This is a genomic window from Cupriavidus necator N-1 (assembly GCF_000219215.1).
Taxonomy (GTDB): domain Bacteria; phylum Pseudomonadota; class Gammaproteobacteria; order Burkholderiales; family Burkholderiaceae; genus Cupriavidus; species Cupriavidus necator.
In genome coordinates this window covers 429,565-446,527 of record NC_015723.1, presented here as the reverse complement: position 1 = coordinate 446,527, position 16,963 = coordinate 429,565, and the positions used below count along the sequence as shown (strand labels likewise).

General features: G+C 62.9%; 12 protein-coding genes and 2 pseudogenes. 6 read left to right on the top strand and 8 right to left on the bottom strand.

The window, feature by feature from the left end:
- Nucleotides 1-107: 107 nt before the first annotated feature.
- Nucleotides 108-971: an AraC family transcriptional regulator gene (locus tag CNE_RS20140; RefSeq protein ID WP_013952121.1), complete on the top strand. Its 864-nt coding sequence runs from the start codon at nucleotides 108-110 to the stop codon at nucleotides 969-971.
- 32 nt (nucleotides 972-1,003) lie between these two features.
- Here CNE_RS20140 and CNE_RS20135 read toward each other — a convergent pair whose 3' ends face one another.
- The 3 genes from CNE_RS20135 to CNE_RS20125 all read right to left on the bottom strand — a co-directional run bounded on the left by CNE_RS20135 (nucleotide 1,004) and on the right by CNE_RS20125 (nucleotide 3,940).
- Nucleotides 1,004-2,140: an acetamidase/formamidase family protein gene (locus CNE_RS20135; protein ID WP_013952120.1), complete on the bottom strand. Its 1,137-nt coding sequence runs from the start codon at nucleotides 2,138-2,140 to the stop codon at nucleotides 1,004-1,006.
- Between the two features lie 70 nt (nucleotides 2,141-2,210).
- Nucleotides 2,211-2,861, bottom strand: coding sequence for a c-type cytochrome (locus CNE_RS20130; protein WP_238553116.1), 651 nt, complete (start codon nucleotides 2,859-2,861; stop codon nucleotides 2,211-2,213).
- Between the two features lie 32 nt (nucleotides 2,862-2,893).
- Nucleotides 2,894-3,940: a Bug family tripartite tricarboxylate transporter substrate binding protein gene (locus tag CNE_RS20125; protein ID WP_013952118.1), complete on the bottom strand. Its 1,047-nt coding sequence runs from the start codon at nucleotides 3,938-3,940 to the stop codon at nucleotides 2,894-2,896.
- Nucleotides 3,941-4,211: 271 nt separating this feature from the next.
- On the opposite strand from CNE_RS20125, the gene CNE_RS20120 reads away from it, so the two are divergent.
- Complete coding sequence (locus CNE_RS20120) at nucleotides 4,212-5,000, top strand: alpha/beta fold hydrolase (RefSeq protein WP_013952117.1); 789 nt, start codon at nucleotides 4,212-4,214, stop codon at nucleotides 4,998-5,000.
- A 98-nt stretch (nucleotides 5,001-5,098) separates the two neighbouring features.
- Here the strand turns inward: CNE_RS20120 and CNE_RS20115 are convergent, their stop codons facing one another.
- The 3 genes from CNE_RS20115 to CNE_RS20100 all read right to left on the bottom strand — a co-directional run bounded on the left by CNE_RS20115 (nucleotide 5,099) and on the right by CNE_RS20100 (nucleotide 8,497).
- Nucleotides 5,099-5,608, bottom strand: coding sequence for a GlcG/HbpS family heme-binding protein (locus tag CNE_RS20115; RefSeq protein WP_013952116.1), 510 nt, complete (start codon nucleotides 5,606-5,608; stop codon nucleotides 5,099-5,101).
- A gap of 85 nt (nucleotides 5,609-5,693) precedes the next feature.
- Nucleotides 5,694-6,746: a porin gene (locus tag CNE_RS20110; RefSeq protein ID WP_013952115.1), complete on the bottom strand. Its 1,053-nt coding sequence runs from the start codon at nucleotides 6,744-6,746 to the stop codon at nucleotides 5,694-5,696.
- 806 nt (nucleotides 6,747-7,552) lie between these two features.
- Nucleotides 7,553-8,497 carry a hypothetical protein gene (locus tag CNE_RS20100; RefSeq protein ID WP_013952112.1) on the bottom strand — a complete coding sequence of 315 codons (945 nt, stop codon included), beginning with the start codon at nucleotides 8,495-8,497 and terminating at the stop codon, nucleotides 7,553-7,555.
- 432 nt (nucleotides 8,498-8,929) lie between these two features.
- Here CNE_RS20100 and CNE_RS20095 point away from each other — a divergent pair, with 432 nt between their 5' ends.
- The gene (locus tag CNE_RS20095; protein WP_238553115.1) at nucleotides 8,930-12,937 is read left to right on the top strand and encodes a BTAD domain-containing putative transcriptional regulator; all 4,008 of its coding nucleotides are present in this window, start codon (nucleotides 8,930-8,932) and stop codon (nucleotides 12,935-12,937) included.
- A 135-nt stretch (nucleotides 12,938-13,072) separates the two neighbouring features.
- Here the strand turns inward: CNE_RS20095 and CNE_RS20090 are convergent, their stop codons facing one another.
- Nucleotides 13,073-13,318, bottom strand: coding sequence for a UTRA domain-containing protein (locus CNE_RS20090; protein WP_049800633.1), 246 nt, complete (start codon nucleotides 13,316-13,318; stop codon nucleotides 13,073-13,075).
- 204 nt (nucleotides 13,319-13,522) lie between these two features.
- Here CNE_RS20090 and CNE_RS20085 point away from each other — a divergent pair, with 204 nt between their 5' ends.
- Nucleotides 13,523-14,698, top strand: a complete 1,176-nt coding sequence (locus CNE_RS20085; RefSeq protein ID WP_013952109.1) for a class-II fumarase/aspartase family protein — start codon at nucleotides 13,523-13,525, stop codon at nucleotides 14,696-14,698.
- Nucleotides 14,644-15,550, top strand: a pseudogene (locus tag CNE_RS20080) (sensor histidine kinase); the annotation flags it as partial. The gene CNE_RS20085 and the pseudogene CNE_RS20080, both read left to right, overlap by 55 nt.
- A gap of 243 nt (nucleotides 15,551-15,793) precedes the next feature.
- On the opposite strand, the gene CNE_RS20075 reads toward CNE_RS20080, so the two are convergent.
- The gene (locus CNE_RS20075; protein WP_013952108.1) at nucleotides 15,794-16,363 is read right to left on the bottom strand and encodes a YdeI/OmpD-associated family protein; all 570 of its coding nucleotides are present in this window, start codon (nucleotides 16,361-16,363) and stop codon (nucleotides 15,794-15,796) included.
- A gap of 340 nt (nucleotides 16,364-16,703) precedes the next feature.
- Here CNE_RS20075 and CNE_RS42150 point away from each other — a divergent pair.
- Nucleotides 16,704-16,862: pseudogene (locus CNE_RS42150) on the top strand (cupin domain-containing protein); the annotation flags it as partial.
- Between the last annotated feature and the right edge of the window lie 101 nt (nucleotides 16,863-16,963).

The window sequence follows — 16,963 nt, the reverse complement described above, 5'->3', positions numbered from 1 at the left end:
TCGGCATCGATTGGTCGGGCGCCGGTTGACTGAAAGTGAAATCGCGCTCCGCCACCTGCAGCGCATCGGCACGATTCCCCCTTGGCTTGCTTGAGGAGACAACTTGCATGGCAAAGGACCGCCAGATACGCATCGTCCACGGCAGCTTCGGCCGTGCCACCCTCCATCGGATATCGGGGCCGCTCGTCGCGCATGCGCATGCGGAGTTCCATCTGATCTTCAAGATCGGCGGCACAGATGCGACATTCAAGATCGACGGCCAACCGGCGACACTGACCGACGGCTGCGCGCTGCTGATCAATCCCTGGTCGACGCATGCGAAGAGCGCTAAGGAGGGCTCGCCTTCGCTGCTGCTCGCCTTGCTGCTGGAGCCGGAATGGCTCGGGCGCACGCTCGGCGTCGACAATCCTGCCGGCGGCCTGCACTTCAGTAAAGCGCTGGTGCGCATGGATGCGGATACCGTCACATCGCTGACGGCGCTGGGTACCTGCCTGGCTCGGGATCTGGCCGACGATTCGGCAATTGGCTCGGCAGATTGCGAGGCCGCCGTCGCGAATCTGGCGCGCAGGGTGTCGGCCTGCCATCTTCAGCGGCGGTCGATGACCGAAGTGCTGGCAAACACCAGGCCGCTGGACTACCGGATCAAGCGCGCGACCGAGTACATACGCAGCCACGCCGGGGAAAACCCCAACGTTGAAACGGTCGCCAGCGCGGTGGGCATGTCCCGCAGCCGGCTCTTCCACCAGTTCAAGGCCTGCATGGGCATCTCGCCGCAGCAATACCTCGACTGGATCCGAATCGGCATCGCCACACGCCTGCTGGCGGAACGGCATGCCAGCATCGGGGACGTGGCACACCAACTCGGATTCAGCGCGCAAGGACACTTCACGCGCTTTTTCGTCCAGCACCTGGGGCTTAGCCCGTCGGAGTTCCGCCGCACCGGCATGCCGGGCGGCGCGCACGGCGACTGAGGCGCCCCACGCCGCCCGGCATCCGCTGCCGGTCAGCCGCGCAGCGAGCGCGACAGCTTGTCCTGGATGACCGCGTCGAATACCGCCTTGGGCAGCATGCCGTGCACGGTCTTGGCCGGAATCGACGTGTAGTTGCTAGCCGTCTGGTTGGAGTACTGCGTGATGCGGAAGTCCGAGGTGATACTAGCGAGCGAGTACACGTCATGCGGATCCATGCCGGTCGCCGCGCTCACCCAGTTGAGCATCTGCCGCAGGCAGGCGACCAGCGCCTCGTCGAGATTCTTGCCGAAGCCGAGAATGATCCAGTGGCTGGGCGTCTCCGCCATCGGCAGGGCCAAGGGCCGCTGCTTGTGCAGGAAATACTGGATCTGCATGTCCTCCATCGCGGTTTCGATGGCGGTCTGATTGACCACGCCGTCGCCTTGGGCGGCATGCGAGTCGCCGGTCCAGATCATCGCGCCCGGCCGCTGCACCGGTAGGAACAGTGACGTACCCTCAACCAGCTCGCGCAACACGAGATTGCCGCCATACGGACCGCTGAGGATGCCACTGACCGGTTCGTCGCCGGCGGGCTGCACCGCCATCACGCCCTGGAATGGCGCCAGCTTGATGCGGATACCCGGCGCGAACTCGGTGTACTGCCGGCTCTCGTCAAACTTGAAATAGCGCAGGTACGGCTTCGCAAAGTCGTTCGGCAGTGCACCGACCCCTTTTGGTGCCGAGTTCCATCCCCAGCCGATCGGGCGCAGCTTGACCATGCGGCACTCCACCACGTCGCCGGGCATCGACCCGCGCAGTTCCACTGGCCCGACGTTCGAGTACGGCCCTTGCGGAAATCGCTTGCGCACGGGTTCGCGATCCTCGTAGCTCATGCCGTACGAGGCGCCGTTGGCCCAGTTGACCCAGGTATTGGGATACATCACTAGGTCGCCCGACTCGATGCTGGCGACCGGCGCCGCCTTGGGGTCGAGAATGCCGACGCGCACGGTCTCGGTGGCGGACTCGATCCGGTGGATCTTGCCCGGTTTGACTATGGGGAGCGAAGCGGCGTCCGATGCAGCAAGCGGCGTGTTCCGCCCCGCCGTCACCTGCGCCGCCGCCTTCAGCGACGCGGCTCCCAGGCCGAGGGCGCCGGCAGCCTTCAGCCAATGTCTCCTGTCGATCATCATCGTTTTGGTTCCTTTCGATTGGGCCGTCCGCGGCACCACCCCGCTGGACGGCGAAATGCAGCACATCAGTTCAGTGCAGTTGCGCCACATTCTGCGCAACTGCGACGATCTCCTCGTCTGTCATCAACGGCACCAGAAGGCTCATCAACTTGCCGGGACCGCCACGCGTGCCGGATCTCCACGCGTGGAGTTGCCTGACCACGTATTCCGGCTGCTGGCCGGCAATGCGCGGAAAGTCGGGCGCGATGCCTTCCCCTTTCGGCCGATGGCATGAAATACAGGCCGGCAGCCGATTGGACGGATTGCCCTTCCAGTAGATGGCCTTGCCCGCCTCGACCAGGTGCGGCAAGGCGGCCTGTCCGCGCGCGGGTGGCTGGCGACTAAAGTAGCGCGCCACCTCGCGCATCTCCGTCTCGCTCATGCTCTGCACCACGGCGGCCATCGTGGCGTCCTGGCGCAGTGCTGGCTCGCCGGCACCGGCCTTGAACTGCCGCAGTTGCTTGAACAGGTAGTCTGCGTTCTGGCCCGCCAGGCTGGGATATTCCTTCTGCGTGCTCTGGCCAGTGTTGCCGTGGCATGCCGCGCAGACCTGCTCCACCATCAGCCGCGCGGGCCGTGATTCGCCTGCCTCCGGTGCCGGTTGCGCCAGCGAAGGCACGGCCAGCGCGCACAACGCGAGCATGCAGGCAGACAGCCGGCGGCGCTCCATGGGATGTTTCACGTCGGAATTCTCACAACAAGGCATTGCCCGACCTAGTTCAGGTAGCCACCGGTCTTGGCGACGATCTGGTGCGCGCGCTGCGTTTCGCTGGTCAGACGGGTGCTCAGGCCGGTCACGCCGGTCTGGCTGAAGGCGGTGTCAACACTCAGGCCGGTCAGCTTGGCGCGGATCCCGGCATCGCTCATGATGGCGTGGATCTCGCCGCGCAGCCGCTCGACCACGGGCGCCGGCGTGCCCTTGGGGGCAAACACGCCATACCAGACGGTAGTGTCGTAGCCGGGAATACTCTCGGCCACAGTGGGCACGTTGGGCAGAGCCTTGAGCCGGCTCGCGGTGCCGACGGCCAGTAGCTTCAGCTTGCCGGAGTTCACATGAGGCATGTACTCCAGCAGCGGTCCCGTCGCCAGGTCGATGTGGCCGGCGATCATGTCGTTGATCGTCGGGCCGCTGCCCTTGTAAGGAATATTGGTGATGTCGACACCGGCCATCGTCTTGATCATTTCGAGCGGATAGCTGGTCGGGCCGCCATAGTTGATCTTGCCGGGATTCGCCTTGGCATAGGCGATCAGTTCGGGGACGGACTTGTATGGCGTGTGCGGGTTCGTAACCAGCACCAGCGGTGACTCGCCCAGCGGCGCCACAGGTACCAGGTCGCGCGTCACATCGTAGGGCAGCTTGCGGTAGAAGGCAGCGTTGACCGCGTGGATGCTGTTCAGGATGCCGATCGTGTAACCGTCCGGCGCCGCGCGCACGAGCGCCTCCGCGCCAATGTTGCCGCTGGCGCCCGGCCGGTTCTCCACCACGACTGGTTGTCCCAGCGCGTTCGACAGGCGCTGCGCCAAGGCCCTGGCCAGCACGTCGTTGATGCCTGCCGGCGGAAACGGCACGATGAAGACGATAGGCTTCGAAGGCTTCCAGCTGGCCTGTATATTCGTGTCCGCTGCCGCTGCGTTGGCGGCGACGGGCCGCAGGCCTGCGACAGCCACGGCGAGTGTGGCGGTGATGGCCGCAGTGATGGCGGCAAGCGTGGCCACGCGCCGAGGGGCGGTCAGGAATGACGGAGGCTTCCGGCTTTGCATTGACTCTTGTCTCCTTGTGAATCGCGATGCGTGGGCGACAGGGTCAGCCCGGGCTCATACTCTACTGATTCGGACACAAGGCGCTTCCCCATTTGGGGAGCCGTTTACCAAAACGTCCTCCGTTCTGCGGTATTGCGGTACGCTGGCCGACGATCGCAGACGCCGCACGGCGCCTGCTTACCGGATTGTCCAAGAACTTGACAGGCACTCCGCTCGCGCCGCAGCTCCTCATGCAATATGGAGCGCCACATCGACGACCGGAGGAAACGCAATGCATTACAACCAAGACGGCGCCGTGGTCACCATCGGCAACGGCCCGAACCATGTCATCGCCTTGCACGGCTGGTTCGGCCATGCACGCGGATGGGGGCCCTTTGTGGACGTGCTCGACGGCGACCGCTTCACCTACGCCTTCATCGACTATCGAGGCTATGGTTCCCGGCGAGGGATCCAGGGCAGATTCGACATGCGGGAGATCGCCGCCGACGTGCTGGCGCTTGGTGACGAACTGGGATGGCAGCGCTTCTCGCTGATCGGGCACTCCATGGGAGGCAAGGCCATGCAGGCCGTCGCCATGCTGGCCCCTGCACGCGTCACGGCCATGGTCGGCGTCACACCAGTACCGCCTACGCCTGTGCCGTTCGACAAGCCAGCACGCGCTCTGTTCGAACGTGCCGCCGGCGAGCTCGCGGCAAGAATCGCGGTCCTCGACAATTCGACGGGCAAACGCCTGAGCCGGCATTGGGTGGAAAAGATGGTCCGGGCCTCGACGCAGCATGCCGATGCCGACGCGTTTGCCGCCTACTTCCGGGCATGGGCCGACACCGACTTCTCTGCTGAAGTTGCCGGCAGCAGCGTTCCCACGCTGCTGCTGGTCGGTGAGCACGACCCGTCGCTGACTGCTGACATCATGGAGCAGACGTACGGCAAAGCATTCCTCGATCTGGCCATCGACGTTATCCGCAACGCAGGACACTATCCGATGGACGAGACGCCGGTGGACCTCGCCACGCGGATCGAGCGCTTCCTGTCGGACATCCAGAGCCGTAGTGAGCCCTGACGCCCTGGCGTGCCCCCACAGCGCGCCTGCCGGTGTCATACGCCGGCAGGCGCGACCATGACGCAAGCATGAACGATGCGCCCAGGCGCATGCACCACTCAGGGTGCCTCAGTCGCACCGATCGCGACCACGCCGCGGCGCCCGATCTCCTCGTCCACGTCCGATGGCCCCCCGCTGACGCCGACGGCCCCGACCAGCCGGCCACCGACGTAGATGCCCAGGGAACCTTGCGACGGAAAGACCGGCCCGCCATAGACCAGCGAACTCATCTGGCCGAAGACGATGGGATTGGCCTGATAGCGCTTCACGAGCTCGGCGCCGGAGGCGCCTCCCGTTGCCGCCGAGGCGATGGCTTTGCCGCGCGCGACGTCAAAGGTCGCAAACGGGGCGCCATCCATTCTCACGCCGCTGAGAAAGTGGCCGGAGACGTCGACCACGACGATGCTGACGGCAAGTTTTCGGTCCTCGGCAAACCGTTTGGCGGCATCAGTAAGCCGGACCGCGGCGTCCGCGCCCAGGGTCTGCAGCTGGGTTACGCCTGCCGCAGATGCGATCGGCGCGCAGAACAGATGCAGCCCGAAGGCCACGGCGAGAGTAAAGCGCTTCATGGATTCTCCTATGCTTGACGGGATCGCGGCGCGCCGGCACCTGGCCGGCAACGGCGACCGGCCGGTGCGCACGTCCGTGCGCACATCAGAAGAGATGGCGCATGCCCATCATGACCCCGCGCGGGTCGGACACGCTGCTTGCCGTGACCTCATTGGGGATGTTCGAGAATGTGTAGTTGGCCTTGTTCGTGTTCCAGATCTTGCTGGCGTTGGCATAGAGCGTTGTGCGCTTGGACATCGAGTACTGGTAGCCGATCGAAGCCTGCTGGCCGCGGTTCGGCGTGCCGACCGATTGCTGCATGCCGTATGCCAGCAGTACCAGTCCAGCGCCTCCCACGGGAATGGTCGTGCCGACGTGGAAACCGCGGTCCTTAAGAGTCGCCTGCCCTGGCACCCATCGCGTGGCCTGGCGTACGTTGGCGAACAACTTCACCCAAGGGAATTCGTAGGTGGCGCCGATCGCGCGCTCGTCGCGGTCGGCATCCGTTACCGCGCCGATGCTGTAGGTGCGTTCGTAGGCAAGGCCCAGCCACAGCGGACCGCGAGCATAAGTTAGCCCGCCGGCCGCCAGCCGGTCGGCGTCGCGTGGCGCGCTGGTCCGCTCGGCGCCGAATGAATAGATTACGCTGCCCTGCAGCCCGGCAAGTTCGGGACTTTCGTACCTGATGGAATTGTCTGCGCGCGCGGTCAGGCTGCTGCCTGCGGGGCCGCCGTTCTGCAGGCGACCGAGCGGGCCATACGGCGAGAAGCCGAAGGCCGACGCCTGCCCTTCGATGTAGTAGATCGGCGTGTTCTGCCGGCCAAGCGTCAGCGCACCCCAGTCCTTGCTGCTCAGGCCGACCCAGGCCTGGCGGCCAAACAGGCGTCCTCCCTGCTGGGCGGTGCCGCTGTCCAGTGCAAGGCCGGTCTCCAGTGTAAATACCGTGGACAGTCCCGGCGCCAGTTCCTCCTTGCCCCGCAAGCCCCAGCGCGATTGATACAGCCCGCCGTCCTCGACCCGCGCGACATGATTTGCCCCGGATTTGACATACTCGGTGTAGAGATCGGCTACGCCAAAAATGGTCACCCCCGATTGTGCCGCCGCTATGCCCGGCACCGCTGCCACCGCCACTACCAAGAGCGCTCCCATTCTTCTCATGCGTTTCTCCTCGCTGTTCCGTCCTGTTTGACGATATGGTTCTTGCACGGTCTTGCACCGGCGCAGCAAGGGTATGGGTTCGCGCTGGGAAAGCGCTAACCCAATCGTCCCGCCAATTGGAAAGGTGTCCGGAATGCGGAACCGGGGCGGGTCAGGAGGGCAGGTTCACGAGCAGGGTGCGGGGGGGACAGGCCTGGAAGTCCGCGGGGAGCGCTGGCGGATTCGGCAAGCCGATGGAGAGGCGCAGCGGGAAGGTGGTAGGAACGCAGTAGGCTGGCCGGGCTGAACCCGGCCTCGCATGAAATCGCCCTCCCCCAGCGGGCGCCAACCGTCCTGGCAAGTGTCGCGGCCGGCTGGCGGCTGGGACGCCGCGCCGGAAACGCGCTAAAGGTTTCGACTGAACTCGTAGTTGTAGGGATCGCTGTTGAAACGATGCGTATTGTCGGCACCCATCTGCGGGCCGGCGCAACCGAACATGCTTAGCGTTAATCCGCAGAGTATTGCGGCAGCCAGGAATCGGATCATGATGCACCTCGCGTCGAAATCGTCCGCCAGGGTACGGCGGAAGCGTGAGTTGAGTCTATACCACCCCACGAAGGTGCCTTTCTGAATCGAACGGGCCATTGCCGGCAAGCGTGGGCGTGGCAGCTTTTCCCGACATGGCGCGTTTCCAGCAGGAAGCCTTGACCGGGGGCACGGTGCTGCTAACGCTGTTTCCAGCGATTCTGGCTCCGCCTTTTCGTCGCGAAGCTCACGATGCTTAGCGGCTGCGAACGTGTAGTTCGCAGCCGCTAATATCGCGCACGCTAGCTCATGATCGGTGCCATCGCAGTTTCGATTCTGAATAGCTGGCTCCCGGTGATCATGCTACTGAGAGCCTGACTGAAGCGGGGCTCCTGCACTCCGGAAATGATGTATTGCCACCTGTAAGCGGCAAGCAGGCCGATGCGCACGGAATCTTTGTCAGCCATCGACAGCGATCGTGGGCAGATCATCGCAAAGTAGTCTGCGTCCGCATTAGCCTGAGTTTGCAGAATGCCGTCCACGGCGGCGACCAATTCGATCAGATCGTTGACAGCTGCGTCACGTTCTTCAGGCGAAAGCCTCGCATCTTCGCGTTGCCATTCGATTTCATCGAGAATCGCGTGCTGTGATTCCTCGCGCCAGTGATAGAGAAAGACGTCTTTCCATAGTTCAGAGGAATTCATGTCGCCGTCGATGCTGCCTCGATAGTGCGCGAGCACGAAGAGTTCGATGTGACAGGTTAGAGCGAGCACTGCCCAGGTGGACTTTGCGAGGACGAACGAGGCCACACTATTTGCGTCCGGCAAGAACGAATAACCAGCTGGCATGCCTTCGGCGCACATGCGCTCGATGCGGCGAAATAGCTCCTGATGCTTGATTTCCTCATCACTGAACCGGACAAGTGCTTCAAGCGCGCTCTGATCGCCGAGTCGGTATGGGCCGCTCATCTCCAGTACCTTCGCCGCGATGAAGCGTTCGACGAGACCGAACATGTTCGCGTACGTACGGCCCTGAATCTGGCTGAGCAGACGCTGCTCGTCGTGACCGAGAAAGGCGAGAGAATCGACCTTTGATAGAGCGTCTGGCAAAAACTTCTTCGTGAAATCGAAGCTTCGGCCGCGAATTACGTCGCGGTCGATGTCCCAGCGGACGCGCTTGGATGCAGCGATGCACTTGGCGTAGCGGTTGGTAGTAGTCACCCTATGCCCATCAGTCATGATTTCCATTGAAACGCTCCTTCAATACGTCACACGTCCCGTGGCCGCCGCGAGCGACGACTATCCTTCCACCTTGCACGGTTCGAACGCCGGGCGGCGGTTTGAGGCACTTGGTACGTGATCTGCCGCCTGGCATACGTGTTGGTGCCGCCCGGATTTCCCATCCTTTCGAACGGGTAAGCCACGTTTGGAGTACGGCAACATCACGATTCCAACTATCGTTGCCTGACGTCATCAATCCGTGAACTGCGGGCGGGGTCGCGTAAAAACGCCGTAAAAAAAATTCTCATGAAAGCGGCCGCATCTTGCCGGGTAGCCTGCACCTGAGGCCGGATTCGAGTCGGCAACCAAGCCTATGCCTACCCCGACCCATTTCAGGACGAGGTGAACCTGAAGAAGTGACCTGCAAAAGACCGGTGGGAGGGCAGTCTTCATTGATGCGTGAAAGTCGCGCCGGGCGGACTAGACTTTTTGAGAGCGACGCTTCACCTCACGCACGACATGGCCCGGCTCAAGATAGAAGTCCTCGGAGGCTTGCAAGTCCGGCTTGCCGGACAGCATGGATCGCTCGCTTTTCCCACCAGGAAAAGCAAGGCCATCCTGGCCTACCTTGCCCTGTCGCCGGGGATGCTGCGGTCGCGAGAGCAACTGGCAAGCGTGCTTTGGGAGCGCAGTGCGGAAGAGCAGGCAAGGGCCAGTTTGCGGCAGACTCTGTCGAGCTTGCGCCGGGTCCTGCCGAACGCGCCCCCAATCTTGAACGCGGAGCCGGATGCCATATGGCTTGACGGACAGTTCGTGGAAGTCGACGCGCTGCAATTCACGAGCCTCGCGACTGAACGATCTCCTGACTCCCTGTCGAAAGCTGTTGCACTCTATCGGGGCGCCCTACTCGATGGTTTCAGCCTTCGTGAAGAACCGTTCGAGCAGTGGATGATCATCGAGCGTCGCTGGTTTCATGAACGCGCCGTGGAAGTGTTCACCGAACTCGTCGGCCATTACGAACAATCTGGCGAATTTGATCGTGCAATTGCGACGGCAAGCAGAGTATTGGCCTTGGACCCGTCACTCGAATGGGCCCATGCGCTGCTTATGAGGCTGTATGCGAGGACGGGACGCCGGAACGCTGCTGTCCGCCAGTACCAGGAATGCGTCCGAGTGCTCAATACCGAACTCGGCATTGCCCCGGCCGAGAGCACTCAACGTCTGGCTGCTCAAATCCAGCAGGATTCAGGCGGAGCTAGAGAGCCTGCAGGTCCGGCCGTGGCTGTCGGGGAACCGGCTAAGCAGTCCGGGATTGCGTCGCGCGCTGGCTACGCAGCGGATAGCGCAACGGCATTGCCGGCGGAGCGCAAGCACCTGAGTGTGCTCTGCGCCCGCGTACGCGAACCCATCAGCGTCATCGATCAGGAGACGGCACTTGAGCGCGTCGACGCTGTATTGAAGGCAATGGTCGACTCCGTTCAGCGATTCGGCGGCCTCGTCACCCAACTCAGAAGCGATGGTGTCACAGCACTATTTGGAGCGCCCGTCGCACACGAAGAGCATGCGGTGGAAGCCTGTTATGCAGCGCTCGCGATGCGCGCACGCATTTCGGCACTCATTGAGCGATCCCTGGATGTGCGAATTGGCGTACATTCCGGCGAGGCTGTCGTCCGGACGATTGGCGACGAGGGGTCGCAGCACTATGACGCGCTCGGCTCCGTACCGCAGATCGCGAATCAGATCGATGTCGCGCTCGCGGCCGGAGAGATCGGCGTGAGCGCGGACACGGCGAGATGTGCCGAAGGGTTCATCGAACTTTCGGATCTTCGCGCGAGATCGCTTCCTGGTGCGACGCCCCCCCTTGAGATCTTCACGCTGGGGACAAAGTCCGAGTTGCGTCTTCGCTGGAACGCTCGTACCGTACGCGGCCTCACGCATTTTGTCGGCCGCGACACAGAGATGGCCAGTTTGCAGGGGATGCTTGCGCGTGCCGGACACAGCGCTGGCCAGGTATGCGCCGTCGTCGGGGAACCGGGCGTGGGAAAGTCTCGCCTCGTGCATGAGTTTGTCAACTCGGAACAGGCGGCCGGGTGGACAAAATTCGAAACGGGCGCGACATCGCGCGACACGAGCGCGATCTATCTTCCCCTGGCCAATCTGCTCCGGACGTGGTTCGGCATCGGGACGCATGACACACTGGATGGGGCCGCCGAGAAGCTTCGTCGCGGCGTCGACGCGGTCGACCCGGCGCTCGCCTGGACGTGTCCTGCGCTGGCTGCAATGCTGGACCTACCGCCGGATGATCCGCAGTGGGACATGGCGACTCCGCCGCAAAGGCGCAAGCGCACACTCGAAGCGATTGCCTCTCTCATGATCCGAGCGAGTGAGCACCGCCCATCGATCCTCGTTGTCGAGGATCTGCACTGGATCGATGACGGCACGCAGGCCGTGCTCGATCATCTCGTCGACTTCATCGGTGCGTCACGCGTGATGCTTCTCGTGACCCATCGACCCGAGTATCGGCACACATGGTCTGGCAAGAGCTATTTTGCCCAGCTGCACGTGGACAGTCTCGGCACCGAAGGCGCGAAGCAGCTGCTGCAGTCGCTGCTCGGCGACGGCAGCGAGCTTTCCGCCCTTAGGCGTCACCTGATCGAGCGCACGGGATGCACACCGTTTTTCCTGGAAGAATCCGTTCGTGCGCTCGCAGATTCGGGCGCACTGGTTGGCCAAAAAGGCGCATACCAGATGGCGCGAACGATAGACACGTTCGATATTCCATCAACCGTGCATGCAGTTCTCGCTTCGCGGATCGATCGCCTGTCCGCGCAGCAGAAGGCCCTTCTGCAGATGGCGGCCGTGATCGGCCATGAATTTCCCGTCGATCTTCTTGAGCCGATAGCCAATCTCGATCGCGAGCGGCTACTCGATCTGCTCGCCGATCTGCAAGCGGCTGAATTCCTCTATCAGACCCGCTTGTTGCCGCATCAGCAATATACCTTCAAGCATGCGCTCACGCATCGAGTCGCATATGCAAGCGTACTCAAGGAGCGAAGACGCCCTATTCACGTGCAGCTTGTGGGCGTCATCGAGCAACTTTACACGCAACGTCTTGACGAGCATGTCGAACTCCTCGCGCATCACGCGCTTGCTGGCGAACTTTGGGACAAGGCTGTTCACTATCTGTACCAATCCGCGGGCAAGGCGCTGCAGCGGTTCGCGTATCAGCAGGCCGTTGATCACCTGAACAGAGGGCTCGAGATCATCCGGATGTTGCCTCGCTCTCCTGCGCTGCTCAGGCAAGAGCTCGAGTATCAAAAGGTCCTTGGCGTGACCATGATGGCAGCGAAGGGTTGGGCGGCAAAAGAAGTCCTTGACGCGTATACGCGAGCAAGGGCGCTCTGCGAGGAGCTTGGAGACGAGAGCGAACTGTTCACCGTACTGCGGGGAGAAGGACAGTATCGGATGATCCGTGGTGAGTCAGAAATCGCCCGCGAACTTGGTAACCGGTGCACAGCTCTGACCGCGGGCTCGCATGATCCCGGGATGCAAATCGAGACGCATCATCTTTTCTGGACGAACAGCTTTTTCATGGGGGAATATGCTGCTTCAGAGTTTCATAGCAGAAGCGGAATGGTCCTTTACGAGCGAGAGCGAGACCACCCGCTGACATTCAAATACTCTGGACATGATCCTGGTGTGTGCTGCCGGTGCTTCACCGCGCTGGTTCAGTGCCTGCGTGGATACCCGGACAAATCACTGGCGATCTGCGACGAGGCGCTGGGGCTCGCGCAAGAACTCCGTCATCCACTGACGACCGCTTTGACCTATTGGGCATGCAGCTTCGCACATATCTTGCGGGGCGAGCCTGAACTGGCGAAGCAGTGGGCTGCACGGGAAATTGCAGTTTGCGATGAGTACATGCTGCCCTTGCTGCTGTCGCAAGGTAAGTTTCAGCTGGGTTGGTCGCTGGCGCAAATGGGCGATCTCGACGAAGGCATAGAAAGGATGCGGGAGGGAATTTCAGCAATCAGCGCAACCGGTGCGGAAATGGGGCTGCCATACTTCAATGCGCTGCTTGGCGAGGCGCTTGGCTGCGCGGGCAAACCAGAGGCAGGGCTCGTCGAGATCGATCGGGCGCTCGCCGCTGTCAATCGTCACGGCGGACGCTTCCAGCTATCGGAAATGCTGCGCCTGAAAGGCGAATTGCTTGCGACTCGGCACCCCATGCAACGAAACGAAGCACTAGCGACCCTTCACGAGGCAATCGCCGTTGCACAAAGACAGGGCGCGGGTCTTCCCGGGCTTCGGGCGGCGATCAGCCTTGCCCGTCAGTTGGCAGCAGCGGGCGACATTCAGCATGCATGCGCCGTGCTACAGCCCGCCTGCGACAGCATTAGGGAAGGAAGTGACCTCACCGATGTGCGCACCGCGCAGACGCTCCTGGCTGAACTGAAGAATCGCTAGCGCAAGACACTAAACTTCGCTACACCGGCTGAACGATTCCATCAAGCTGTTGCATCGACCGGTTGAATCTGCCGTGGGGAAGCGCCACCCAAACCGAAGATGCAAAGGCCGCTCCCCGCCCAAAGCAGCATTCGCCTACGAAGTGGAACGCTTCAATCGCATCGACACTGAAAAGCTGTCCGCCGGATGCACCGTCGCCGTAACCTCGAAGGTCTGCCCGTCGGCGTCCAGATAGCGCCGGACGATTTTCAATACCGACGCACCCGGTTCGAGCCTCAGCGCCTTCGCCACGGTTTCGTCGGCGAGGGTCGACGCGCTTACGTCCTGCTCGATCTCGGCAATCTGCCGCCCGTAGCGCGACTCGATCAGTCGTGCTGACAAGTGTGTCCGGCGACGCGCGCACCATGTCGCCAAAGTCCGTGTAGGCAGGATCGATATAGACATCTGTCCAGGCTATCGGCATATCGGCGCGGCCATCGCGACCATCGTTCAGGCGCACGCTCGAGACACTCCATTCCAGCGATTCCCGCCGCCAGCACCGTTGTCGACTCCGCCCTCTTCCGCGATGCCTTTGGCACGAAGAAGATGCGCCAGATCTTCTCCGACGGTGCGCTGGTGCAGCGCTATATCGACGTCGAGGTCGCGCTGGCCAAGGCCGAGGCCCGGGCAGGCGTGATCCCGGCGGAGGCGGCCGAGGCCATTGCCCGCGAATCGCGCATCGAGCGCATCAACTTCGACCACATGCGCGAGGAAACCGACATCGTCGGCTACCCGATCCTGCCGCTCGTGCACCAGCTCGTGGCAATGTGCGGGGAGGCCGGACGCTACGTGCACTGGGGCGCCACCACGCAGGACATCATGGACACCGCCGTGGCACTCCAGATGCGCGACGCGCTCGACAGCATCGACGCCGACATCCGCGAGCTGCGCGCCATTCTCGCCGATCTCTCGGCCAGGCACCGCAACACGCCGATGGCCTGCCGCACCCACCTGCAGCAGGCGCTGCCGGTGACGTTCGGCTACAAGACCGCCATCTGGCTGGCCATGTTCGACCGCCACCAGCAGCGTATCGCCGAACTGCGCCCGCGCGTGGCGGTGGTGGAGTTCGCCGGCGCGGCCGGCACGCTGGCGTCGCTGGGCGGACAAGGCGACAACAAGGGCTTCGCGGTGCAAGAGGCGCTGGCTGCCGAGCTGGGCCTGGGCGTGCCCGCCACCACCTGGCACGTGGCGCGCGATGGCTTCGCCGAGGCGGTCAACCTGCTGGCGCTGGTCACCGGCTCGCTGGGCAAGATCGCGCTCGACATCATGATCATGGCCTCGACGGAATTCGCCGAAGTCTACGAGCCCTTCGTCAAGGGCCGCGGCGCGAGCAGCACCATGCCGCAGAAGCGCAACCCGATCTCGAGCGAACTGATGCTCGCAGCCTCGAAGGCGGTGCGCCAGCACGCGGGCCTGATGGTCGACGCGATGGTGCAGGACTTCGAGCGTGCCACCGGTCCCTGGCACGCCGAATGGATCGCCATTCCGGAGAGCTTCATCCTCACCTCGGGCGCGCTGCACCAGGCGAAGTTCGCGCTGGGCGGGCTGATCGTCGACGAAGCCCGCATGCAGCACAACCTCGGCATCTCGCGCGGCCTGATCGTGGCCGAGGCCGTGATGATGGGCATGGCCCCGTACATCGGCCGTCAGCAGGCCCACGATGTGGTGTCGCCAGGGTCCTCATCCTGTTTCTGCCGGTGGGCCTGTGTGGCATCTGGCTGATTGTCCGCACCGGGCTACGGCCAATCCGGCGTTTCTGCGGCAGCATCGCTGCACGCGGCCAGAACGACCTGACACCGCTCGAAAAGAAGGAACTGCCGACGGAGGTCGCTCCGGTTGCCGACGCGGTCAATGACCTGATGGCTCGCCTGGAGCGCGCGCTGGCTGCGGAGCGTAGCTTCACTGCCAATAGCGCACACGAGTTGCGCACCCCGATTGCCGCAGCCCTCGCGCAGACGCAGCGCCTCATGGCCGAAATGCCTTCCGCCGCCATGCGGGAACGCGTGCAGAATGTCGAGAGAGCCCTGCACGCCCTGTCGCGGGTCAGCGAAAGTCATGCAACTCGCGAAGGCCGAAAATGGACGCGTGCTCGGGGACGCGCCGCAGGATCTGCGCCCGGTACTGGAGCTTGTCGTCGAGGATTTTCGGCGCGTTGCATCTGCGAAGCCGATCCAGCTCGACCTGCCCGACCAGCCCGTGCCGTCGTGGATCGATCCGGACGCATTCGCCATAGTCGTGCGCAATCTGGTTGAAAATGCGCTCAAGCACGGTGCGCCCGGGAGACCGGTGGGGATTGTGCTGTCGGTCACCGGTACGCTCAGTGTAAGGAATCAAGGACCAGTGCTGCCGGACGATGAACTTGAGCGCCTGACGAAACCGTTCGAGCGCGGCGCGACTACAGCCAAAGGCAGCGGGCTTGGCCTGGCGATCGTCGAAGCGATTGTCCGCGGCGCGGGTTCGGTCCTTACGCTGCGCTCACCGGTTCCGGGCTGGCAGGACGGCCTGCAGGTGACCATCGATGGTTTGCCGCTTGCGCCCGCGAGGCCGATGCGCGAGAAGGCCGGTCCAGCGTAATCAGTTGGGATGATCTGCATCGAACTTCGGTCGTTCGCAGATGGGTCCGCGAATGACCGTGACGGGTCGAATACGGAAGCTGGCCGTGGGATCGCCAGCACGGCCGGCACCCGGCTTCAAGCTTCCGGGCTCGGCCAGTCTCTGTCGCTTACCCGTACGCGCTGCACGCGGCGGCCATCGGCCAAAACGGTCAGTAGAGGTGACATGCCCATGTGGCGAAAATTCCGCCAGAAGTGAAAGGCTCTAGGGATAGAAGGCCTCACCGCGATTCAGCATGTTGACGAACTCTTCGATTTTGCGCGCCCGGGTTTCTGGCTTTTTGGCATTCTGTACGCGAAACAGGATGGCATAGCGGTTGCGGCTATCCAATGTTGCAAAGAACTTCTTGGCTCTCGGATTTGCGTCCAACGCTACCTGTAAGTCGTCCGGCACTATCGACTTACTTGCTGACGCGTAAGCTGCCTCCCAGCGGCCGTCCTTCTTAGCTCTCTCGATCTGCGTCATGCCAGGCGGGCGCATCCTCCCTGCGGCGATCAGCGCTTCAGCCCTGTCTTTGTTTAGCTTTGACCAGATGCTTTTTGCCGAGCGTGGCGTGAAGCGTTGCAACCAGTATTTCTCGCTCTCGGCCTGTTTTTTACCATCAATCCAGCCATAACATAGAGCGCCTTCTAACGCCTGTTCGTACGTTACGGTTGGCTGTTCGGCTCCTTTCTTCGCCAGGCGCAGCCATGCTCCGGTCGAAGTGCCGCCGTTTTGCGCCAACCAGCTTTCCCATTCGATCTGGCTGATAAACGTTAGAGGGAATTCAGTCATGTCACTATACCGGACGGTTGAATTCTGAGCGAGGGGCTTCGTCCGAAGTCTAGCAGCGTTTATATGGACCTCAGCATCCAGGTCGGCCGAAGGCCGGTCGCCTTTGGCCCGGACGTGACAAGCTTCTAGCGGCGGGCATCGGTCCGTTCAAGGCCACAAGCCGCCATTCACATGCGTCGTCATTCGGACGTTCACGCGTCGGCTCCGCCCCGTAACCGGTCATCCGATTGTTAGAAGCGCCTCCCTTCATTGGCCTGCCCGATCACCCGGGCGCGGCAGGCCGATAGCGGGTCGTGGAGGGCGATGTCGGAAGCGGGCATGGGACCCCCTGGGGTAACCCGAGCACCTGTCGGTCCAGTCAGGGTCAATGACGGTGCGCTCAGGCGGGGAAGAAGAGAGGCTGAAACATGGGTAGACCGCCCGCTATGGCGCGGACGTCGCACATGCCATCACAAATCCGGGCAAGACGGTGGCGACGGCGCTGCTGGTGGTCAATCATGCTGCGCGCCTCGCGCGGCTACCGGAGCTTTGGCGTCGGCTTGTCCCGACGTTCGGGAAGCAGACGGCGCTGTCTTGAGCGCCGCCTGCGGTAGCTCCCGG